Annotated in this window: 16 protein-coding genes; 8 read left to right on the forward strand and 8 right to left on the reverse strand. The window is 54.7% G+C overall.

The features are described from left to right. The first annotated feature begins 71 nt into the window (after positions 1 to 71). Together IPQ00_16350 and IPQ00_16355 are read left to right on the forward strand one after the other, a co-directional pair. The gene (locus IPQ00_16350) at positions 72 to 620 is read left to right on the forward strand and encodes a sigma-70 family RNA polymerase sigma factor (protein ID MBL0242136.1); all 549 of its coding nucleotides are present in this window, start codon (positions 72 to 74) and stop codon (positions 618 to 620) included. Between the two features lie 41 nt (positions 621 to 661). Continuing rightward, positions 662 to 3,061 (forward strand): protein kinase, encoded by a 2,400-nt coding sequence (locus IPQ00_16355; protein ID MBL0242137.1) that lies wholly within the window; start codon positions 662 to 664, stop codon positions 3,059 to 3,061. Positions 3,062 to 3,230: 169 nt separating this feature from the next. Here the strand turns inward: IPQ00_16355 and IPQ00_16360 are convergent, their stop codons facing one another. The 8 genes from IPQ00_16360 to IPQ00_16395 form a co-directional block, all read right to left on the reverse strand. After that, positions 3,231 to 6,521, reverse strand: a complete 3,291-nt coding sequence (locus tag IPQ00_16360; protein ID MBL0242138.1) for a carboxypeptidase regulatory-like domain-containing protein — start codon at positions 6,519 to 6,521, stop codon at positions 3,231 to 3,233. A gap of 356 nt (positions 6,522 to 6,877) precedes the next feature. Continuing rightward, positions 6,878 to 7,447: a VCBS repeat-containing protein gene (locus IPQ00_16365; GenBank protein ID MBL0242139.1), complete on the reverse strand. Its 570-nt coding sequence runs from the start codon at positions 7,445 to 7,447 to the stop codon at positions 6,878 to 6,880. Next, positions 7,425 to 7,970 (reverse strand): VCBS repeat-containing protein, encoded by a 546-nt coding sequence (locus IPQ00_16370; GenBank protein MBL0242140.1) that lies wholly within the window; start codon positions 7,968 to 7,970, stop codon positions 7,425 to 7,427. The genes IPQ00_16365 and IPQ00_16370 overlap by 23 nt, the downstream gene beginning before the upstream one ends. A gap of 11 nt (positions 7,971 to 7,981) precedes the next feature. Then, the gene (locus IPQ00_16375) at positions 7,982 to 10,711 is read right to left on the reverse strand and encodes a tail fiber domain-containing protein (GenBank protein ID MBL0242141.1); all 2,730 of its coding nucleotides are present in this window, start codon (positions 10,709 to 10,711) and stop codon (positions 7,982 to 7,984) included. An 81-nt stretch (positions 10,712 to 10,792) separates the two neighbouring features. Further along, a complete protein-coding gene (locus tag IPQ00_16380) occupies positions 10,793 to 13,720 on the reverse strand; it encodes a tail fiber domain-containing protein (GenBank protein MBL0242142.1) in 2,928 nt (975 codons plus the stop codon). Between the two features lie 266 nt (positions 13,721 to 13,986). Continuing rightward, entirely contained in the window at positions 13,987 to 15,480 is a 1,494-nt protein-coding gene (locus IPQ00_16385) for a hypothetical protein (protein ID MBL0242143.1), read from the reverse strand. Positions 15,481 to 15,553: 73 nt separating this feature from the next. Continuing rightward, positions 15,554 to 17,533, reverse strand: a complete 1,980-nt coding sequence (locus tag IPQ00_16390; protein ID MBL0242144.1) for a tail fiber domain-containing protein — start codon at positions 17,531 to 17,533, stop codon at positions 15,554 to 15,556. Positions 17,534 to 18,057: 524 nt separating this feature from the next. Beyond that, positions 18,058 to 18,879, reverse strand: a complete 822-nt coding sequence (locus tag IPQ00_16395; GenBank protein MBL0242145.1) for a hypothetical protein — start codon at positions 18,877 to 18,879, stop codon at positions 18,058 to 18,060. A 324-nt stretch (positions 18,880 to 19,203) separates the two neighbouring features. Here IPQ00_16395 and waaC point away from each other — a divergent pair, with 324 nt between their 5' ends. From waaC to IPQ00_16425, 6 genes are all read left to right on the forward strand, one after another. After that, a complete protein-coding gene (gene waaC / locus IPQ00_16400; protein MBL0242146.1) occupies positions 19,204 to 20,235 on the forward strand; it encodes a lipopolysaccharide heptosyltransferase I in 1,032 nt (343 codons plus the stop codon). Between the two features lie 17 nt (positions 20,236 to 20,252). Further along, positions 20,253 to 20,801 carry an isoprenylcysteine carboxylmethyltransferase family protein gene (locus IPQ00_16405; GenBank protein ID MBL0242147.1) on the forward strand — a complete coding sequence of 183 codons (549 nt, stop codon included), beginning with the start codon at positions 20,253 to 20,255 and terminating at the stop codon, positions 20,799 to 20,801. A 9-nt stretch (positions 20,802 to 20,810) separates the two neighbouring features. Beyond that, positions 20,811 to 21,626 carry a DUF3108 domain-containing protein gene (locus IPQ00_16410; GenBank protein ID MBL0242148.1) on the forward strand — a complete coding sequence of 272 codons (816 nt, stop codon included), beginning with the start codon at positions 20,811 to 20,813 and terminating at the stop codon, positions 21,624 to 21,626. Between the two features lie 88 nt (positions 21,627 to 21,714). After that, entirely contained in the window at positions 21,715 to 23,022 is a 1,308-nt protein-coding gene (locus IPQ00_16415) for a DUF4912 domain-containing protein (GenBank protein MBL0242149.1), read from the forward strand. A 100-nt stretch (positions 23,023 to 23,122) separates the two neighbouring features. Then, positions 23,123 to 23,335 carry a hypothetical protein gene (locus IPQ00_16420; GenBank protein ID MBL0242150.1) on the forward strand — a complete coding sequence of 71 codons (213 nt, stop codon included), beginning with the start codon at positions 23,123 to 23,125 and terminating at the stop codon, positions 23,333 to 23,335. After that, the gene (locus tag IPQ00_16425) at positions 23,307 to 23,666 is read left to right on the forward strand and encodes a type II toxin-antitoxin system PemK/MazF family toxin (GenBank protein ID MBL0242151.1); all 360 of its coding nucleotides are present in this window, start codon (positions 23,307 to 23,309) and stop codon (positions 23,664 to 23,666) included. Before IPQ00_16420 ends, IPQ00_16425 begins: the two co-directional genes overlap by 29 nt. Positions 23,667 to 23,741 lie beyond the last annotated feature (75 nt).

A 23,741-nucleotide genomic window follows, 5' to 3' on the forward strand; every position in this document is an offset into this window, starting at 1 on the left:
AGACCTCGGAAATTTTTCTCTAACTATAAACGCGGAAGTTTTGTTAAAATTTTTCAGATACCTAAAAAACAATGGCGAATGAAGTTACACGGCTATTGCAGGATTGGCGTGACGGAAAAAAGAACGCTCTAGATGAGTTGTTGCCGATCGTCTACGACGAACTGCGACGTGTCGCACGCAATTTGCTCAACAACGAATACGCCGAGACGCTTCCGACTACCGCCCTTGTTCACGAAGCCTACCTGAAACTCGCCGGACAGCACTCCGTCGATTGGGAAAACCGCGGGCAGTTTTTTGCGATCGCCGCGCAGGCGATGCGACGAATTTTGGTCGATCACGCCCGCAACCGCCATGCAAAAAAGCGTGACGGTATCAAGATCGTGCTCGACGACGCCGACGCGATGTCCGTCCAGATGGACGAATCGCTCATTGACCTCGACATCGCTCTTAAGGAACTGGCGGAGTTTGACGAACTGCAGTCTAAGATCGTCGAGCTTCGGTATTTTGCGGGACTCACCTTTGACGAGACGGCCGCAGTTTTGCAGATCTCGACCGCGAGCGTTTTCCGCGAATGGACCTTTGCCCGGGCGTGGCTTCACCGAAAGATCAACGGCGTCTGAAATAAAATCGCAAAAGTTACGCGTTTATCTATTAGAAGAAGATGCACGAGTCCGACTGGGCACATATTAAGGAGCTTTTTCACCATACGCTGGGGCTTAATGCGGCCGAGCGGTCGGCGTTTCTTGCCGGTGAGAGCGAAGCGGTTCGGCGAGAGGTTGCCGAACTGATCGCTTCCCACGAGAGCGCCGAAGACTTTATCGCGCGTTCGGCGGCTGACGAATACGGCCTCAATTCAAACGCGCTGATCGGTCAGCGGATCGGAAATTACACGCTGCTCGAGGTCGTCGGAACCGGCGGAATGGGCACGGTCTTTCGCGCAAGCCGCGAGGGGTTTGAAAAGGAATTTGCCGTCAAGCTGATCAAACGGGGAATGGATACCGACGCTGTTCTGCGGCGGTTTCAGCTCGAACGCCGCATATTGTCGCGTCTCGAACACCCGAACATCGCCGGCCTGATCGACGGCGGAACAACTGATGACGGTTTGCCGTACTTCGTGCTCGAGTTTGTCGCCGGCGTTCCCGTGACAAGATTTTGCGACGAACATCGACTAGAGGTGCGTGAGCGGATCGAACTGTTTCGCCGCATCTGCGCGGCGGTCAGTTACGCTCATCAAAATCTGGTCGTCCATCGCGACCTGAAACCATCAAATATACTCGTCACCGCCGACGGCACGCCAAAGCTTCTCGATTTTGGCATCGCAAAACTGCTTAGCTCCGACGAGAATGAGGCGACGGCGACGCAAGCACGAATGTTCACGCCGGAATACGCGTCGCCCGAGCAGCTAAACGGTTGGACGGTAACCACCGCGTCGGATGTCTACAGCCTCGGCGTCGTCCTCTACGAAATGCTGAGCGGCCAGCGTCCGTTCAGGTCAACCGGCAAGAGTTATCAGGACATCGTCAACCGCATAATGACCGAGGAACCTGCCCGCCCGTCGTCATTTGTCGGCGGCACAGAGCAGGCTGAGACCAGTGTCACTTCGCCTGACGACCGCCGTTGCACGGGCAGCGGAGATGCCGCAAAGTCCGCAGGCATTAGCGACCGCCGCTCACTCGAAGGCGATCTCGACAACATCATCCTCAAGGCTCTGCGAAAAGAGCCCGAACGCCGTTATCAATCGGTCCAGGAATTCTCCGAGGACATCCGGCGGCATTTGTCGGGCCTGCCGGTTACGGCGACCGCCGACACCAGGCTCTATCGGCTGTCAAAGTTTGTCGGGCGTCACGGAATGGGCGTCGCGGCCGGAACATCTGCTGCCGTGCTCATTCTTGCGGTCTCAGGAATCGCGATCTGGCAGGGAATTACTGCAAACCGCGAACGTGCAAAGGCCGAACGGCGTTTCGAACAAGTTCGCAAACTTGCCAATGCGATGATATTTGACTATCAGAGTGAGATCGAACGTCTGCCCGGCACGACACCGATCCGGCAAAAGATGGTTAGCGACGCGGTACTTTACCTCGATAATCTGGCCGCTGAGAGCAGTGGTGACACTTCGTTAAGGGGCGAACTCGCAAGCGCATACGATAAGATCGGCGACATTCAGGGCAATCCGTTTTTTGCCAATCTTGGCGATATGGACGGGGCACTCGCCAGCTACAACAAATCACTGGCTATCCGCGAGGATCTGCTCGCCGGCAACCCGGAAAACAAGAATCTTAAGTTCAACCTGTCACTAAGCCTCGGGTCGGTCGGCGATCTGCTTTGGGCAAAAGGCGAGTATCCGAACGCACTTGAGAAATACAGGCGTGCACTGATGATGGCCGAATCGGTGGCAAACGAAGAACCGCCAAACGCCCCAAATAAGTACGCTCTCGCCCATCGGCATTATTCTATCGGGCAGACCCTGCGAAAAATGGGGGATTCGGCCGGAGCTCTCGATAGTTTTGGCCGTGCGCTTGAGATCAACAAAGAACTGCTGGCCGCGGAACCGGGCAACACCGACTACCGCCACGCGGTGGCTGTCGCGTATTTGAAAACGGGCGACGTTTTTTACGACGCGGCCGATCTCCAGACGGCCCTCAGTTATCACCAACAGGCATCCGAGGTGCTCGAACCGCTGGCGAAGGACAATTTGGATGTAACTTCAAACCGTGAAATTGCTCTTTTCCTTAATCGGATCGCTATCGACAAACGTGGGCTCGGCGATATAAATGGTGCGGTCGAATCGGACCTCAAAGCGATCGCTGTCCAAAAAGAGATCTCCGGTCTTGACCCGAGAAACGAGCAGTCCCGACTCGACCTCGCCAATTATCAGCAGAGCTTGGCCGAATCTTACGCAAGGCTCGGCAAACGGGACGAGGCGGCCGGACTTTTAGCGAAAGCCGTCGTGGTATATGAAGATTCGCTAAAGAGGAACCCCGCCGACGCCGAGGTCGCCGCGTATTTGACCTCGGCACGCCGCTTGATCGAATACAACAAAGCTGGCTCAAACCCCCGTTAAACTTCGCCGCACTCGGCTAATTATCTACCGCACAAACGCGTTCGGTAGCGGCGTATCGCCCGCGATGCCGAATTGTTGGATCAGGACGCCGGCGGTCGAGCTCTGACGGCAAGACAAAAAAGGCCCGGGCATTCAAACCCGGGGCCGTTAGTTGCCTGCAAAATTCTGCCTACTGAGCCGTAAAATCCAGGGCATCGACGGCATCGTTGAGCGAGATGATCTGCGGAGTAAATTGGAACCGCTTGCTCTGGACCGCGACGGTGTAGGTTCCGCCGACCTCGACATCGTCAAAGCGGTAATACCCGAATGTACTCGTGACCGCACGGCGGATGACGCCTTGGCTGTCCGTAATGGTCACGACCGCGTTTCGCAGGCCGAGACCGGACGATGTAAGGACGCGACCCGCGACGGTCACGCCGGCGGCGGTTGGGGCGAGTGGTGCGGGACCCGCCGACCAATCCGAGAATTGCGATACGCCGGTCACGGTGAACGTCTTAGCCGCCGCGTTTACGCTCGACGGAGTCGCTTCAACCGTCAGATTCGTCGAACCGCTTCGCTTAAATGCCCGATAGCCTGATTCCGTGCCGTTGACGTCCGAGTTTGTATAGTTAAAGGTCAGATCCGTCGTGATTCCGGACCCAGTCAGAGACCAGAATCGCGATAGCGACAGAGCTTGCGGCAGGCCGATCAGGAAATTGTCCGAAACGGTCGCCGTCAGACTGCCGGATCCGTTTACATTCGTAGCGGTCAGCGGTGAATAGTTGTTCTGGTCGCCAAGCGGATAAGTGAAACTCTCGTTCACAGCTCCACAGAAATCACGGCGGACGCTCCCGACAATATATGCCGAACTTGAACCGCCCGTTAAATTTCCGCCGCACTGCACCTGGATCTGTCCGATATTCATCACCGAACTGATAGTCATTGACCGCCCACTCGGAATGATCCCGGTAACCAAACCGTTAGGAAGACCGTTCGACCAGTTGGCGGGATTATTAATATCGCCGTCCGCAATAGCGGTCGTGTCAAAGAACAGAACGGAGACGAAATTTTGTTCAACGTGCCCGACAAACCAACGGTTGCGTGTGGCATCAAAGGCAAATGTATTCGTGCCGTTTGTAACGTGCCCGACGACGCTGTTGCCGCCAAAGGCTCCGTCAGTAATCGGGCCGCCCGTACCGATCGCACCGTTGCCGAAGGTATAAGCTGAAGCATCCGTTCTAATCGGTGTCTGATTATCCCAAAACGCACTGTTGACAACATAATTTCCGTTGTTTAATGCCGATACTGAACTGCCCACATAATCGTCAGCCGTGTTACCGATCAGCGAATTTGAGACCGAAACTAATCCGACGGTGCCGCTTGCACCGTTCCCCCAAGTTACCGCACCGACATCCGATATGAAGACTGCCGGATTATCCCACCTCGTACTGTTGACAACGTAATTGCCATTCGTTAATGCCGTCACTCCGAATCCACCCACAAAATCGTCCGTCGTGCTGCCGATCAGCGAATTTGAAACGGAAACCAGACCAACCGTGCCGGTTGTTCCATTTCCCCAGGTTACTGCCCCGGCATTAGTTCTCATGGGTGACGGATTAGTCCAATTCGGACTGCTTACGACATAATTTCCGTTTGTTAGTGCCGTTAACCCGGAAAAGCCGACAAAATCGCCCGTGGTGCCGCCGATCAGCGAATTTGAGACGGAAACTAAGCCGACCGTACCGCCTGTGCCGTTTCCCCACGTTACCGCTCCCACATCCGCGATCGCAGGTGCCGGATTATCCCAATTCCTACTGCGGACGACATAATTGCCGTTCGTTAATGCCGCTAATCCGAAAATGCCGACATAATCGCTCGCCGTGCTGCCGATCAGCGAGTTCGACCCAGAAACTAACCCGACCGTGCCGCCTGTGCCATTGCCCCAAGTTGCCGCACCGACATCCAATATCGCAGGTGACGGATTATCCCAATTCGGACTGCCGACAACGTAATTGCCATTCGTTAATGCCGTTACTTCGCTATTGCCCACATAATCATTTGCCGTGCCGCCGATCAGCGAATTTGAGGCGGAAACCATCCCCACTGTGCCGCTTGCCCCATTTCCCCAGGTTACCGCTCCGACATCCGATATCGCGGGTGACGGATTATCCCAATTTGGACTGCGGACGACATAATTGCCATTCGTTAACGCCGTGACGCCGCCAAGACCAATCCAATCATTTACCTTCACGCCGATTAGCGAGTTTGAAGCGGAAACTAATCCGGCGGTGCCGCTTGCACCGTTCCCAAGGGTTGCCGCACCCGCATTTGTTATCAGCGATAGCGGATTGTTCCAAGCAAAACTGCTAACAACATAATTGCCGTTCGTTAATGCTGTTATTCCGCCGATGCCGACCCGATCGTTTTCCGTGCCGCCGATGAGTGAGTTACTAATTGACACCAAGCCCCTAACGCCGCCAAAGCCGTTCCCCCAGGTTACTGCTCCTGCCTCTAGTATCGCGGGTGCCGGGTTATCCCAATTCGGACTGCCGACAACATAATTACCGCTCATTAATGCCGTTACTCCACCATTGCCGACACTATCGCTTTCCGTGGCGCCAACTAGCGAATTTGAGATCGAGACCAAGCCGACCGTACCGCTTGTGCCGTTTCCCCAGGTTACCGCTCCAACATCTACTATCGCGGGTGCCGGATTATCCCAAAACGGACTATTGACGACATAGTTGCCGTTGGTAAGGGTCGTTATCGCGTTCACGCCGACAAGGTCATTTTCTGTGCTGCCGATGAGCGAATTTGAAATAGAAATTAACCCGGACGTGCCGCTTGTGCCATTCCCCCAGGTTACCGCTCCAACATCCAATGTGGCAGGTGCCGGATTATCCCAATACTGACTGCGAACGACATAATTGCCATTGGTTAGGACCGTCATTTCATCAATGCCCACAAGATCGCTTGCCGTCGAACCGATGAGCGAATTGGCGCCGGAAATCGCACCGCTGCAGCCAGTCGTTGCATTACACCACGTTACCGCACCGACCTCCGCTATCACAGGTGATGGATTGTTCCAATTTGGACTTCTGACGACGAAATTGCCGTTGGTTAATACGGTTACTCCATTATTGCCGACCAAATCACCTGCCGTGCTTCCGTTCAACCTACTAATCATCGCGAGCGTCACGCCATTAAACAAAAAAACCGCCCCGACATCGTTTGCGCCTGAGGGAATATCGTAGTCGGGGGCGGTTACAACAATGTTTCCGTTCGGAAGCACGGTCACTGTATCGCCGAAACGCGGGGTTCCCGCGGCACCGATGAAGTTGATTTGCGAAGACGGAGCGAACGGCGCTTCACGGAATTTTGAATCGGATGGATCGCGTCTGTCCTGGGCCGGTGCCGGCGATACGGTCATACCCACAAAGACAAGCGAAAAAAGAGCAAGGGCGGCAATCAAACGGATCATACGTGCTTCCTCAAGGAACAATCAAACGATGGCTGCCATCGAAGCCATATTGTAGTCTAGAATTCCATCTGGCTGATGGCAACACGGCATTTTGTTGTCGACAAGCAAATTCAGAGCAATGCGTAATTTGAGATTCGCCCGTCGGCATTGTCGTTGTGAAGGCTCCCGCCCCCAAACTGTCTTGCTTCTGAGCAATCGAATCAGGATCTACGAGGTATCGCCCACCTAAAAGCGACTAGGGACACGGTGGCTCCTCAATTTAAGGCCCCCACAAACCAACCCTCTATTTTCCGTGAGGGCTGCACCAAAATGGGGGCACGTCGAACCGCCTCTGGCCATTCAGTTAGGCGTTTCGATCAACGCACAAACGCGTTCGGTAGCGGCGTATCGCCCGCGATGCCGAATTGCTGAATCAGGACGCCGGCAGTGGAGCGGTTGATGTACCAATTGAGGGTCGAGGGGCGATAGACTCCGGCGTCGGTCTTGCCGTCGCCGTCGTAGTCGCCGGGAACGGGAATATCGCCAATGGTGCCGAACGGGAACGCATAGAACGTCAGATCCTCGCTCCTAAGCACGAACCACTGTCCGGTCGATGGCCGCCAATATGCGACATCCGTCTTGCCGTCACCGGTGAAGTCTCCGGGAACGGCCTTGTCGGTCGGTTGGCCGAATTGGGTGGCGAAAGAACCGCCCGAGCTCTTGAGTATCCACCACTCAGCACCGCTCACGCCGGTCGGACGCCAGACAGCGATGTCGGCCTTGCCGTCGCCGTCGTAATCCGCAGGGACCGGCAGATCGGTCGGAATGCCGAACGCCTGTATGGTCGTGCCGCCGGTCGATGGACTGATATACCACGTCGCCGTCGAAGGCCTGAATACCGCCGCGTCCGCCTTGCCGTCGCCGTCATAATCCGCCGGTGCAGGCACATCGCCGTTGGCACCGAACGGGAATCCGTAGAATGTAAAATCCCTCGCTTCTCAGCACAAACCAAAACCCGGTCGAAGGCCGCCAGTACGCGACATCCGTCTTGCCGTCACCCGTAAAGTCCACCGGCACGATCTTGTCGGTCGAGGCTCCGAACTGCGTCGCAAAATTGCCGCCGTTCGAACTGTTCAACACCCACCATTCACCCGGCCCCGGCCTGAAGATCGAAATGTCGGTTTTGGAATCACCGTCAAAGTCGAACGGCGAACGCACATTGGCTGCGTTATTTCCGCCGCCGCCCCAGAAACCACTCGTCAGGTTAAATGACCCGCCAGTCGATGTCGTCCCGGCGACCGCCTCGCCCATCGTGCCGTCGAGCGTGAAAGCCCCGCCCGCAGTTCGCCCCCCGCCTCCGCCTATCACCGACTTGGTGATCGTAAAACTGCCGCCCGACTGGGATCGGGCAACGCTGACTACCAAAACGGTCAACACCAAACACGCGATTATCAAACTGAGTTTCTTCATAACGATTCCTTCTAATTCCTAGCCCGGCAAACCTCCGCCGACGGGTTTTGTGAACAGACCAGAGCCTTAAATGCCTCTAACTGCATCTCAAGCGACTTGATCTTCGCGTCCTGTGCTTCGATCTGGGATTGCTGTTCTTTGACGGCGTTTACTAGAACAACACCAATACGGTCGTACTTGACGCCCTCGACCTGGCCGTCTTTGTTGTAGGTGACGAGCAAAGGTTCGATCGCCGCGACGTCCTCGGCGCCGAGGCCGAGGTCGTGCATTCCGCCGTCTTTCCAGTCGAATGTTATTGGTTTGAGTTGATTGACCAGGTTCAGACCGAAATCGAATCGGCTGATGTTAGTCTTGTACCTCAGCGAAGATGAGCAGGTCGAGATCTGATTCTGGACGTTGCGACAGAGAGCCGTTGATCCGGCGGAGCCCAATGCTCCCAAGCTCATCGTTCCGTTGACTCCTAACTTGTCAGGAGTGTTTGCTGTGCCGATGTTAACATTTCCATTCGGAAAAGAGATGCTCGTGATAGCGGGACCGGCGCGATTGACCGTCAACCACCCCGTTTCGGAAGTCTCGGCATCATTTAATGCGGTAAAGGTGAGAGAGTTTGTTGTCGCATAGTTTTGCCATTTTTTTGCGTCCACCGCGCCGCCCGTGAAGTTAAGCGAATAACGTGGAAAGATCGCCGTCGTGTTGCCCTCGACCCTTACGTTCTCCCCGACGACATGAAGCCTGTAGCGGGGATAGGTTGTGCCGATGCCGACATTTGTATCGAAGGTCGCGCCGTTGAAGCCATTTACGCTTCCCAAAACAAGCGAATTGCTTTGATCCACTCTTGCGTTTGCTCCGATAGCGGTTGCGTTGGTAAGAAAAGAGACGCCTACATCTGAGTTCGCACCGATTAACGTGTTTTTATTGCCTCCCGTGTTTGTTGCTCCGGAGCCTTCCCCAAAAAACGAATTAAAGTTACCGCTCGTGTTTAAGGATCCTGCGTTTCCCCCAAAAAACGAATTGTCGTAACCGTTCGTGTTTGAGGATCCCGCCGATTCTCCGAAGAAAGAGTTCCAAATTCCCGCAGTAGTCGCGGCGCCCGCACCAAAACCTGCGAATAGATTGTGGGTGCCCGCCACGCTCAGCACGCGGCTACCGCCGATATTGAATTGTGTTGCGGCGTTCAAGACATTCGCGGTACCCGTTCCGCTGATGTTGAAATTGCTTGTCCCTTGTGCGGATGTGCCGTTTTGAATGTAATTTGAGCTTCCCGGCAGCGGCGATCTCGCATCGGTCAGCCGGCCGTCGTTAGTCTGCACAAATTGATTCGCGGCGACGCCGCCGAGTTGTGCGGCATTTGCTGCGTTGGTAGCGTTGCTAGCATTGATCGCGTTTGTTGCATTTATAGCATTGTCCGCGTTGGTCGCATGTGAGACCGTGCCGTTGATCGATCCCGTCACGGAAAGAGTTCCCGGAACAACGACGGTGTCCTGGCCTGCATTTCTTCCGAGCGCGATCGTGTTGCTGGCCGACGCGATGGCACCGGCCCCGATGGCGGTGGCGAAGTTCAGGTTGGCCGAGCCGACATTTGCTCCGTCGCCGATCGCCGTGTTGAAGGTTCCCGAGACATTTACATTCCCCGACGCGCGACCGAAAAACGAGTTGTTCGAACCGGTCGTCGTTCCAGTCCCGGCCACGCTACCGAAAAACGAGTTGTTGTTACCAGATTGATTGGCCTGGCCCGCCGCCCCGCCTACAAAAGTGTTGTCGCTGCCAAGCGTGTTGTCGCGGCCTGCGGTCACCCCGAAAAACGCATTTCGGTTTCCGTTGGAATTGGCGGCTCCCGAGTTGCTGCCAAAGAACGCGTTAAATCCGCCGCTCGAATTCAATTCGCCGGAACCGTTGCCGAAGAACGAATTATCATTTCCCAGAAAATTCGAGCGTCCGGCGTTGGCTCCGAAAAACGCGTTGTTTGACGTATTTGACGTTCCCCCAAGTCCGGCCCGGTAGCCCGCGTAGGTATTTGCGAGGCCGCCATTCGGCGTACCGGCTTCGAGGCCAAACACTAAATTTGAACTGACCTGACTTGCGAATCGTTGTCCGCCAAGCCTGTATTCGAAGGTCGAATTAACATTTTGTCCGGACAACGTGCCGCCCGCCGTGCCGTTTCCACTAATATTGAAATTGGTTGCCGGTTGCTGGCCCGTTGTATTTTGAACATAATTCCCACTGCCGGACAGTGGACTGCGAGCGTCTGAGAGTCTGGCATCGCCGGTCAAGACATATTGGCCCGCTGCCACACCGCCGAGGCTCAATGCATTGGTAGCCGACGCGGCCGTATTGGCATTGGCGGCGGTGGCGGCAGTATCCGCACTCAGGCTCTTAACCGCATACGGTGAGCTGTTTACTTGTTGTCTTGGCGAAAGCGTGGTCAATGCCCCGCCGCCCGTAAGCCGCACGCGGATCTCAAGAAAGCGGGTTGCTCCCGGAAACTGGCTGCCGAAATCGAGCTTTACCGCAAATGTACCGCCCGCGACCGCGACGGTGTTCCGTGTCAGTGTCGAACCGATCTGCGAGCCTGCCGCTAGGGAATCGAAAAGGGCGAATTCGAAATCGTAATTGCCCGTTGCGGCACCCGCACCGTCCTTCAGACTTCCTTGATATGTAAATTCGGTCGATTGGGCAAAGACGGCTTGGTTCATAAGCAGCAGGCCGGCAAACAAGATTGTAGTGGCGATCAGTTTAGTCATATTGGTCTCTCTCGGTAAATCAGGTCAAAGTGACGTTTTATTGTCTTACCTTGACTACGCGTAGAAACCGTCCATTTTGGCTCACGGTTTTTTGCAAAAGTTAACCAGGCGATTTCCCGCACAGATCAGAGCCTTCATCTCCGCGATCTGCTTAACCTGCAAGTCGATCTGCAACTGCTGTTTTTCGATCATTTTTTGCTGTTCCTTGACCGCGTTGACGAGCACGACGCCGATGCGGTCGTATTTGACGCCCTCGACCTCGCCTTTTGCGTTATATGTGACGAGTAAAGGCTCGATCGCCTCGACATCCTCGGCACCGAGGCCGAGATCGTGCATACCGCCGTCTTTCCAGTCGAAAGTGATCGGGCTCAGGCGTGTGACAAGATCGAGGCCAAACCCGAATCGATTGATGTTAGTTTTGTACCGCAGCGAAGAAGAGCACGGGAAAGTAATACGATTCGCGGCATTTAGGCAGACCGACGTAGACCCGGCTCCACCGGGAGCACCGATAACGAGAGTACCATCGATAACGGTCGAGCCGGCAATTCGCACAGAATCTGAGCCATTCGATCGCCCTAGAAAGATCGAGTTGCTTTGACTAGCGACCGCATCTGCCCCGATAGCGGTAGCATATGTCAGATTTCCGCTCGTAACGTCGGCACTATTGCCAACGATCGTGTTGTTATTGCCTGTGACGTTTGTATTTCCGGCTGCAGTTCCGACAAACACGTTGGACGAGCCGGACGTATTTCCGCTCCCAGCGGAATAGCCATAAAAAGCGTTGCCACCGCCGTTGATGTTTGATTCACCAGCCTGGCCTCCGAAAAATGAGTTCACGATCCCGGTTGTATTGAGGACCCCGGTATTCGCCCCGAAAAATGAATTTGCGCCGCCTGTGGTCGATTGTCCTGCCAGATGGCCAAACATCGAATTAAGGCCTGAACTTGTGTTCGCCTCACCGGCACGAAATCCGAAAAATGAATTGCCGACGCCAGTCGTATTTGCAAACCCTGACGCTCGGCCGAAGAAGGAGTTGCCGCCGACGGTTGTATTCGCGCCGGATTCGGCACCGAAAAATGAGCTGTCGCCGGAATTGGCACTTTGTCCCGCATTCCGTCCGAAAAACGAATTGCTACTACCGGTTTGATTGTTGACGCCGGCGCCGTATCCGAACGAGGAATTAAAGTTTCCGCCTGTATTCGCGACTCCGGAAAAGGCACCAAAAGAAGAATTTTGGCCGCCTGTTGTATTGTTAGAACCTGCAAAACTGCCAAAAAAGGCATTATTGCTGCCGGTAGTGGACGTATTGCCAGCCCAGAAACCGAAGGCTGAGTTTGCGACGCCCGTCGTATTTGCGCTGCCCGACCGGTAACCAAAAAACGAATTCTGAAGACCGGTCGTATTTGCCAGACCCGAAAGGGCTCCGAAGAATGAATTTTGGCTGGCGAGATTATTACTTCCGGCACTCGAACCGAAAAATGCATTATCGGAACCGATGAGATTGTCAACGCCCGCATTGGCGCCGACAAAAGTGTTGCTGCCGCCGGTCGTGTTCTTCATTCCCGACTGTGCACCGAAAAAGGCGTTATTGCCCGCAGTCGTATTAGCACCGCCCGAAAGCGATCCAAAAAACGCGTTTAGGCTGCCGATCGTATTTGAGTCGCCTGCATTTGCGCCAAAAAACGAATTCACATTGCCAGAGGTATTTGACGCTCCGGTGAGATAGCCGAAAAACGAATTTCTCTCGCCGCCGATATTCAACTGGCCTGACCCGGAACCAAAGAACGAATTACCCAAACCACTCGTTGTCATTCGGCCCGCCGACGCGCCAAAAAAGGAATTGTGAAACCCGTTGTTGCTAAGGCCCGCCTCGTCGCCGAAATAGGAATTAGATTGGCCTACTACGTTCGCGGCTCCCGTTCCCCGACCGACAAAGAGGTTGTTGTCTCCCGCCGAGCTGATCATGCGAATGCCGCCGATATTGTACTGGGCTGCGACATTTAATATGCCGGGAATATTGACGGAATCCTGGCCCGCACTCCGTCCGAGAGAGATGGTATTGCTGGTCGCGACGCTGGCATTTGCTCCGATCGCCGTCGCAAATTGGAGGTCGGGAGCCGTGACCTCGGCATTGGTCCCGATCATTGTGTTTGCAAATCCGGTTATGTTGTTTCCGCCCGCCGATTGTCCAAAAAATGCGTTGCTGGTGCCTGTCGTCGTGGCGACGCCAGCACTGCCGAAGAATGAGTTATTGTTGCCAGTCGTATTTGCAGCACCAGCATTTTGGCCGAAAAACGAGTTGTTGCTCCCCGTCGCGTTTGTTGCACCGGCTCCGACGCCGGCAAAAATATTGTTCGTTCCTCCGTTACTCAGAATACGGGACAATCCTATGTTGAATTGTGTGAGTGCCGTAAAGGTGTTTGCCTTTCCTGTTCCGCTAATGCTGAAATTGCTCGTAGGTTGCTGGAAAACCGAGTTTTGAATGTAATCTGCGCTTCCCGCAATCGGCGCCCGGGCGTCGGTCATTCGTGGGTCGGTCGTTACGACATATTGGTTTGCCGCGACTCCGCCGAGTTGGGATGCGTTAGTTGCTGTTGTGGCAGTCGTCGCGTTGGTCGCATTATCCGCAGTCAGTGTTTTTACCGAATACGGAGAGCTGTTTATCGGTGACCGCGGGGTCAATGGCGTAAATGCCCCGCCGCCTGCAGTTCTGACCCTGATCTCAAGAAAGCGGTTGGCTCCCGGAAATTGTGTGCCCCCGAAATCAAGGCTGACCGTAAATACGCCGCCCGCGACCGCGACCGTGCTTCGCGTCAGTGTCGAACCGATCTGCCCACCCGCAGCAACCGAGTCAAACAAAGCAAACTCAAAATCGTAGTTGCCGGTTGCCGGATTTGCACCGTCCTTCAGACTGCCCTGATAGTTAAACTCCGTCGTCTGTGCCGAAGCCGCCCCGAATAAAATTACGGTAAGAACCATCGCCAAAAATAATTGAATCACCTTTCGCATAACATAATCCTCCGTTAAGTTGTAATGAGTCATCCGCACTAGTGCTCCGAAAATCACGCATCGTCAACCTATTGTTGACCTCGGCGATAATGCCGTTGCGTCCGGCCTCAGCTCGCAGACGATCTGTCTTAGAGCATCGATCTCGTTTTGTCGTCTGTCCATTGTTTTTTTCTGCTCGTCGATCTGCTCCTGCTGTTCCTTGCCGGCCTTGACAGGCACGACGCCAACAAATTCTTACTCGTACCGGCAGCATCCGGTTTTTTAGCTCAGGGCGTCTTTGGACGCTGGTCCTGTTTTGTACGCAGGGCGTCATCACGAGCCGGTTCGTAGTTCATGCCGCGCTCCTTTGGCTGGCCGTAGAACTCCGGGTACTGATACGTCCCCTTTTCCAGCCCTTCTTTTTCTGTTTCGACGGGTGCCGCACGGTTTCGCATCCAGAGATCGTTGCGGACCGCCTCGACACGCCACGAGACCTTTGCCCCCGGAGCTCCGCCCGCGATGCGGAATGAAACCTTTGGCACTACCTCGCCCGGCATCGCTTTTGCGCCGGCAGCGAGCTTATCTTCGCTGATCTCCTCGGCGATATGCAGCATCGGCATCGGTGCCCCCATCGCGGTCAGCGTGTACCGCGGGTCTTTGTTGATGGATGCGAAGTATGCGGGAAGTTCGACGACAGCGGTGCCATCGCTGTCAAGGATCACTTTGCCCGAATAGAAATTGATGACCTCGGGCGACTCGGCGGAGTAGTGGAGGAGGTACTTGTTCGCGGGATCATTCGGATGGTCGATGCGGAACGACTTGGTGCCCGACGCACCCATGTTGCCGCCACTGTAAACCCCATATCCTGTAGGGCTGCTGGCAAAACCGCGTACGCCGAAGGTAGAGCCGGTTACCCCAGTCGCCCAGCCGAACACGCCAGCCCCGTCCGTGCTGGAGCTCTGGCCCCACACGCCGTAGGTGTTGCCGCTACCTGCCGTTGAATTGCCGTACACGCCGGTCCCGTCCAGGCTTTCGCTCAAAAAGTATCCGCCGTACGTGGTGGCGTTAAGCGCGGTCGAAGTGCCGCGCACCCCCGCCGAATTGAACAATGTTGAACTGTTTGTCCCGCTGATGATCGCCGTAGAGGCCGCGCCTGTCAGACTAAGCGGGTTCGGCAGAAGGGAAGCGTTCAAGGTGCCCGCGTTGAGGTTGTCCGCGTTCTGATAAAATGCCGATGGCTGCCCGTTGAGTTGCGTGGCGTTGGTCGCGGTTGTGGCCGTCGTTGCGTTGGTCGCGTTAACAGCATTAGTCGCATTTGTCGCGGTTGTTGCCATCACCGCGTTCGTCGCGTTTACCGCATTTGTGGCATTCGTAGCATTTGTTGCGGTCGTCGCATTATCCGCATTCAAACTTTTCACCGAATATGGTGAACTATTGACTTGTTGTCGCGGCGCCAACGGCGTATAAACCATGCCGCCCGAAAGCTTAACCCTGATCTCAAGAAACCGGGTTGCCCCGGGAAACTGGCTGCCGAAATCAAGCTTTACCGCGAACGTGCCGTTAGCGACCGCAACAGTGTTTCGAGTCAAAGTCGAGCCCTGTTGGGCTCCGCCCGAAAGAGCGTTGAATAACGCAAATTCAAAATCGTAGTTGCCGTTTGCGGCATTTGCACCATCTTTCAAGCTACCCTGATAGGTAAACTCAGTCGTCTGTGCCGAAGCCGCCCCGAATAAAATTACGGTAAGAACCATCGCCAAAAATAATTGAATCACCTTTCGCATAGAACCATCCTCCGAGTAGATTGTCGTAAATGTCCTTAGATATCGCCCAAAAAAAATTGACTTCAGTCTATGTTCACCTGGGCGAACACCCTTTCGCGGCCGGTCTCAATTCGCACACGAGTATTATTAATTGGCTGATCTGCTCTTGCTGTTTATCAATGAGCTTCTGCTGGCCTTCGATCCGGGCCTGCTGTGCCTCGAACTGCTTCAGCAGATCGCTGATCTCCGTTTTTTGTGCCTCGTTCTCGGTGGACAGCTCCTTGATCGCGGCTAGCATCACGCCGGACATATCGCCGGAGTTGATGGTGGTCGGCGAGCCGAATGAACCGATCTCGTCGCGGCCAAAAGCCGAGTAGAAATCCTGTGCCATCGGGCCGTAATGGCGAAACGACTTAGCATCCTGGCCGATGTAGTTCCAACTGGTCATATTAAACCCGCGGATCTTACGCAGAACGTCCTTACCGCTGACGGCGAGAAAGTTCTCTTTCAGGTTTTTATCCGACGAAAAGGTATATGCGACCTGACCCTCGATGACCGTAACGGCGGCGTTGCCGATCCGCACCTTGTTGCTGGCGTTAACGATCGCCATGGAGCCGATCGCTGTGACATTTGAAAGGTTGCCCGACGATACATCCGCGCCAATGCCGATGATGGTATTGCCCTTGCCCGTCGTGTTAGATTGACCGGCCTCATAGCCGAAGAACGAGTTGTAATAGCCCGTCGTGTTAGAGTAACCGGCATTCACGCCGACGAACGAGTTGTAATAGCTCGTCGTGTTAGAGTAACCGGCACTGTTGCCGACGAACGAGTTGCCGAAGCCCGTCGTGTTCGCTTGACCGGCAGACGACCCCACGAACGAGTTGTTGTCGCCCGTCGTGGTTGCGTTGCCTGCATTTTTGCCAAAGAACGAGTTGCCGGAGCTCGTCGTGTTCGCTTTGCCTGCATTATAGCCAAAGAACGAGTTCGAGCCGCCCGTTGTGTTCGAGTACCCGGCACCCGAGCCGAAAAACGAATTAGCGAGGCCCGTTGTGTTCGAGTAACCGGCATCCCTGCCGACGAACGAGTTATCGCCACCCTCCGTGTTTGCGTTGCCGGCAGAATAGCCGACGAACAAGTTGTTCTCGCCCGTTGTGTTCGCTTTGCCGGCATTCGAACCGAAAAACGAGTTCGAACCGCCCGTCGTGTTCGATTCGCCGGCAAGTGAGCCGAAGAACGAGTTCCATTTGCCCGTCGTGTTCGCGTAACCGGCAGACCCACCGAAGAACGAGTTGTAATAGCCCGTCGTGTTCGCGTAACCGGCAGACGACCCGACGAACGAATTGTTAAAGCCTGTCGTGTTTACGTAACCGGCAGATGAGCCGACGAACGAGTTGGAGGCGCCCGTCGTATTTGCCTGGCCTGCACCAACACCGGCAAAGAGATTAGCAGACCCCAGATTGCTCAATATGCGATTGCCGCCAATATTGTACTGCGTTCCGGCTCTGAAAATACCCGCAATGCCTGTGCCGCTGATGTTGAAATTACTTGATGCCTGTGGGCTAGTCGTGTTTTGGACGTAATTCGCTGAGCCCGCCGTTGGAGCTCTGTTGTCGGCCATTCGCGGATCAGTCGTGACGACATATTGCCCTGCGTTGACTCCGCCAAGTTGTAGAGCGTTGGCCGCATTAGTTGCGGCAAGACTTTTTACCGAGTAAGGCGAACTGTTGACCTGTTGTCGCGGAGCCAACAGGGTAAATGCTCCCCCGCCTGTAGTTCTGACCCTGATCTCAAGAAAGCGGTTGGCTCCCGGAAATTGTGTGCCCCCGAAATCAAGGCTGACCGTAAATACGCCGCCCGCGACCGCGACCGTGCTCCGTGTCAGTGTCGATCCGATCTGCGAACCTGCGCCCAGCGAGTCGAACAGCGCAAACTCAAAATCGTAGTTGCCGGTTGCCGGATTTGCACCGTCCTTCAGACTGCCCTGGTAAGTAAATTCGGTTGTTTGAGAGAAAACCGGGGTCAACGAAAAACAGACAAACAAAACAAAAAGAGCGATCCCGGAATTCAATTTCATACGTTCCTCCTGAGAAATGGTTGTGAGAACAAGTGGTTACCAGACACGCTGATAATCGTATCTGTTTTTATTAATGCGCCGTTTCTTCATAGATAGACCGATCTACCGAAAATTCAACCCTTTTTATGGGACTACATTACTCATATTCACGCGGTCAGGCGGGCCGCTCCGACCGATCGTACCCTGAATAGGCTCCGAAAAACGCAATGACCAAAATTGCCGTTAATAATAATTGAACTGCTTTTTGCATAACATCATCCTCCGAGTAGATCGTCGCGAATGGGTCGCATTTTATATCGAATATCGCTCAATGTAAAGACTGAATGTTCATTAGTATAGTTAGCACTTTATACATCCGAAATTTGTAATAGGTGAGATGTCCGCTTTTGGGACAAAGGATCATAGAAACCCAGAGTTCAGATGACTGAGACTCAAGTTTTTAGCCAGCCGAGTATTCTTGGCTTGGCCAATTGATCCCGCACCTAACGCATCGGTGTCGGGCAAAATCTATTGCAGTTTGGACACTAGCGAAATTCGATATTTCCGCCGGAGACGTTTATGTTATTCGGATCAGTCTTTAAGATCATCTCGATCAACATACCCGCAATTTGCTTGTACGCCTTGAGTGTTTCGCGGTTATTGGTTTGCTTACCTTCGTTATATCCGGCTAGCAGAAGACCGCTGAAGCCGATCAATTTGTTGTAATAGTCCTGTTTTTCGCGATTCGGGATCTTGGCAAATTCGGGCACGCTGTCGATGACCTGACTAAATCCGTTAAAGAAATTATCGGCACCCGCCTCGCTTGGCTCAGGCCCGTCGCGATAGACCGTTACCGCCGTCACGACAAAGAATGTCATTGCTCCGGCGTAATTATTCTTCCACCCTTTGGCGGCCGCCGCAGTCTCAAAAGACGTTTTGGTCTGCTTGAAAACCGCCGCAAGCAGGGCTTTTTCTTCGCGGGTCGTGCCAAGGCTGTCGGCCAGGAGTTTGGCCGTGTCGACCGCGGCATCGGGCTTGAACACGGCGTAGCTGATGCCGGTATTTTGAGACGGGCTCGATGCCGTTGGTTTCGAGCTAACCGCGGTCGCCGCGGCATTTCCACGATTTGCGCCGGACCGCGGTGCCGCGACCTTGTTTTTTGCACGCCAGGCGTTAGCATTTGCCTGGATCACCTGCGAGAGCATCGCCGAACCGGGATTTCGCCAGACCGTGCCGTAGCCTCCGTTATATCCACCGGCGTATGTGTTGTAAGTCTGAGCCTCGGCGGTCGCCGCGGTAAGGCAAATCATCGCGAATACCAACGTTTGCACAATGGTTTTTACGGAAAGCTGAATATTCTTCGTCATATATTTTTTCCTGAGGCCCTTCGGGCGATCGTCGATCGGGCCGAAGTCTCGCTCGAAGCTCTAAGTGATCGATCCATTACGCATAGATCGTCGCAGATGTCGCAAGTCCATCGTTGTTATTGACAGTTATTCCCCAACACGCACCGTCCTCCAACATACTACGCGTATATCTGCGCAAAAAAGGCTCAAGTATGGCCAACTCTTTTTACACACGCCCGGGCATCGACCGCCGACCCGGAGACCGAGGCGAAAGCAAACTGCCGCGCACGCTGATCTATATAGCTGATTTATATATTTACGTCATTCGATCTATCATTAAGACCGATGCGGATCCTTATCGTTAAATTAAGTGCGATCGGCGATATCGTCCACGCTCTGCCGGCGGTCGCGGCGATCCGTGCTAATCTGCCCGACGCCGAGATATCTTGGGTCGTCGAGCAGCGTTCGGCTGAGATCGTGCGGGGCAGTTCGGTGGTCGATCATCTGATCGAGATCGACACGCGATCGATGCGCGGCGGCAAGGTGATCGACGAGATCTTGCTCGATATGACCAAGCAGGCCAAGCTCATACGGCAGCGAAAATACGACATCGCTATCGACCTTCAGGGGCTGATCAAGTCAGCCGTGATCGCCAAGATCTCGGGCGCCAAGCGGCGTTGGGGCTTTTCGCGTTTGGGCCTGCGTGAACCGGCGGGGCGATTCTTGCTCACCGATACGGTCAAAACGCCCGATAAATCCCACGTTATTCGCAAAAATCTCCATCTCGCTGCCGGAGCCCTCGACTTTGCGTACGACGACACGCGGCTCGAGTTTCCGATCGCCACAACGGACGAGCACCGCGCCGAGGCCGACGCCATTCTCAGCCAAATGGGCGAGCGATTTGCGATACTTAATCCGGGCGGCGGTTGGGTCACCAAGCTCTGGCACGCCGAAAAGTTTGGCCAACTTGCCGACCGCATTTATGACGAGACCGGAATGACATCGCTCGTTGCGACCGGCCCTGCCGAATCTGAGCTTGCCGAGCGCGTAGCCGCGGCCAGCCGAACGGGCAGGCTGACCCTGGCCGAGCCGAGCCTCAGAGGCTTTTACGAGATCGCTCGCCGTGCGGCTGTTTATATCGGCGGCGATACCGGGCCGACCCACATCGCCATTGCCGCCGGTGCTCCGACAGTCGGCATTTTCGGCCCGACCGAATGGTGGCGCAATGGCAGCCTCGCCGCCGGTGATATCTGCGTCAGCCGCGACGACATCGATTGCCGCATCGACTGTCACCGCCGGACGTGCGATAAATGGATCTGTATGGATATCAGCGTCGAGACCGTCTTTAACGCGGTCCGCCAGCGGATCGGCACCTAATTGACAGCATCTCTGCGATGGTACGTTTCAATAAAAGATGGCTCCAGCGGATACGCGTTCCCCTCGCGATACCGTTTGCCCTTGCGTTGTTCATATTTGCCGTACCGACGCCTCTATCGCTCGCCTCCGGCGGTTCGGCGGTCGTCCTCGGTCTCGCACTTCGGGCCTGGGCGGTCGGACATCTTCGTAAGGCGTCGGTGCTCGCCACGCTCGGGCCGTACGCCCACGTTCGCAATCCGCTCTACGCCGGCAGCTTATTTTTGTGCATCGGCGTCGGTGTTGCCTCGGGTGTCTGGTGGCTCGGCGTTCTGCTGATAATTCTGATGGCGTGCATCTATATTCCCGTCGTAAACGTCGAAGAAGGTGATCTGCTGGCGCTATTCGGCGACGAATTTACCGAATACAAGCGAAATGTCCCGGCGATCTTGCCGCGGATCAGGCCTTGGCGAAATATGGACGGCAAATTTGATTTTCAGCTATACTTGAAAAGCCGCGAGTACCGGGCAGCACTCGGTGCCGCCGCCGTGATGGCATTTCTGGTGACCAAGGCGTATTTTCAGTACTGACCTAAACAGATGTTAAGAACATTTAGAAGATCGATCGTGATCGCATTGCTCTCGGCGTTTGCCGTCTCGTACGCCTTCGCCCAGGCGCCGCCGCCCGGCAAGCCGGCACCGTTCAAGTTTGTTGACGGTGAGGCCTTTCGCTACGAGGGCAAACTCAGCAAGATAATTCAGGGTCTATCGGTCGCCGAACTCAAGTTTGACGTGAGCCGCGTGCCGGATACGAGCAATTTTGTCATCAAGACCGAGGCGACATCTAAGGGCACGTTGCTTAAGCTCTTTCGTTTCAGCTTTTTACAGCAGTACGAATCGGTCGTCGATGGCGACCTGATGCGCATCCTCAAGACGACCAAGCACGACGTGCAGAAGGAACGCGTCCGCGACAGCATCGCCGATTTTGACTACAGCGAGGGCCGTGTCACATACATCGAGACCGACCCCCTGGACCCCAATCGTCCGCCGCGCCGCATCGCTTCGGAAATGACAAATTCGTCTGTGTACGACCTGGTCTCAGGCATCTACGCTCTACGCTCTCTGCCGCTCGCGGTCGGAGCGTCGTTTGATATGTTGATCAGCGATTCGGGCCTTATATATAAGGTGCCGATCCGCGTCACGGCCCGCGAAATTCAGAAGTCCGAACTCGGCAAGATAATGTGCTTTCGCGTCGAGCCGCTCGTCTTCGGCAAGGACCGTCTGATCGAGCAAAAGGGCAATATGCTGATCTGGATAACCGACGACGCCCGCCGGATCCCAGTCCGCGGCCGCATCGACACCACCTACGGCAAGATCGAGGTCAAGATCAAGTCCGTGACCACCCCGATGCCCTAAAGATCGGTGAAAATCTAAAAACAGCTTGTAACTTGTGCCGAAAGACCGCATACTTTATGTTTGCGGTTTTTGAATTATGGAGTCTACAGTGTCGACAAAAAAGAGTGCTGCCCGCAAGCCGGCGGCCAAAAAGTCAGAGATATTAAAGGCGGATGCGGCTGAGCCGTTTGCCGCAGTTGCCGAACCGGGCGAGCCGAAGAAGCCCGCCGCCAAGAAGACAGTCGCCAAGGCAGTAAAGCCGGCAAAGCCGACAGCGAAGATCGTCGAGCCCACGGCTAAACCATTGAAGCGAAGGGCGAAAGCAGTCGCTGCCGATCCCTTTGCGGAGCTCGCCGAGGCGACCTCACCGGTCAAAGCGGCCGCCAAAACGGCCAAAAAGGCCAAGGCGACAGTCGCCGCCACGGCCGCAAAAACGGTCAAAGCAGGTAAAAAGCCGGTCAAAAAAACGTTGAAAACGGACACGCCCGACGAAACGTTGGTGACCGTCGCCGTAGACCCTTTGGCCGAGATGTCGCCGGTATTTAAGATACTCGCCGACGTCGAACTGCCCGACCTCAAACGCGAAAACCGCGCCCGTCTGCAGATGCAGACACCGACACGGCTCTATTTTTACTGGTCACTTCGCGAAAACCCATGGGCCACGCTCCGTAGCGTTTTCGGCAATGATCTCGGCAGTTATGCTCTCGTCGTAAAGCTCATAGACAATCATCACGGCCGCGAAGAGATCACGCTGTGTGACGCCGAGGGCGACTGGTGGTTCAACGTCGAGCCCAACGGTTCCTACACCGCCGAGCTTGGGTTTTACGCCACGAACCGCCCGTATTTTCGCATTATTTACTCAAATACCGTCGAGACACCGCGGCGGGCGCCGAGTCCGCGCTCTGCGGCCGAATCCGATTGGCGAGTGTCGGCGGCCAAGTTCGCCGAGGTGCTCGATGTTGCAGGGTTTACCCGCGACGCCTTTGACGTAGCGGTCGCGGGCGACAATTTCGTTGCGTCCGAGAGTGCCACGCATCGGGCATTTGCCGACCTTGTCGGCGGCACGGGCCACGACCTGAGTGGTGTCGCGGGTGATGATATTCGCTACGCAATGATGGCGCTTGCCGCCGGATCGACGCTCGAAGAACTGCGGTTCAAGATCAGTCCGGCTCTCTTCGCGATCCTGCAGGCGAATGTAGCATCGATCGAGGCGGGCAAGGCGATGAATGCGCTTACAGAGCATTTCGATATCGACGAAAGCGAGTTTTTCGAAGATGATTTCGGCCCCGCGGTGTACGGTGCCAGCCTTATCAACTTTCCGAAAACGCTCAAAACGCGAACTGCTTCGACCCGTACCGTTTCACCAAAATACGCACCGCGATACAATCCGGTGAGTTCGTTTTCGATCGGACGGTAGACTAATTCCGGAGAATTGCAAGGGATGGGATATCGATTTGATACCCCATCTTTTTTCTTTCTTTAGCCTGATTCTTTGCTATCATTAGAGGACTATGCAAATGATGGAGATCCCGGTTTCAGAATATCAACGCCTGCAAGACGAGTTGTCGATGCTCAAGGACACCGAGTTGCTGAAAAAGCTAAATAGGCTCGTGGATTATCTTTATCAGGATAAATATGGCCTTTATTTGGGCGACAACACTGACGATCTGACCGAATTCGCGGTTAACAATGCTTGGGAGAATGAGGAAAGTGCCTGGGATAAAGTGTAATCAGAAAGATATCGTCCTCGTGCCGTTTCCGTACTCGGATCTTAGCAGCTCGAAACGCCGTCCCGTGCTGGTCGTATCAAATGACGACTACAATCGGCAATTTCACGACATTGTTGTCTGCGTTATCACGAGCAATCTGCGCAAGGACGCCTATTCGATAGAACTCAATAATGATGATCTGGATGTCGGTATCTTGCCCGAACGTTCTGTAGTCAAGGCCCATAAATTATTCACCATCCACCAGGATAAGGTCTTAAAGAAATTTAGTGTGGTGAAAAGTGACTTGTTTTCAAAAGTCAGTAAAAAGATCAAGCACCTTATAACCGAATAAAGCGTCAGACGGCTTTGGGACAGCTTACGTATAGCAGTAATCGATAAGCACCTGAATAATACTGCTAACGATCCA

It is taken from the genome of Chloracidobacterium sp., from assembly GCA_016720705.1.
GTDB lineage: Bacteria > Acidobacteriota > Blastocatellia > Pyrinomonadales > Pyrinomonadaceae > OLB17.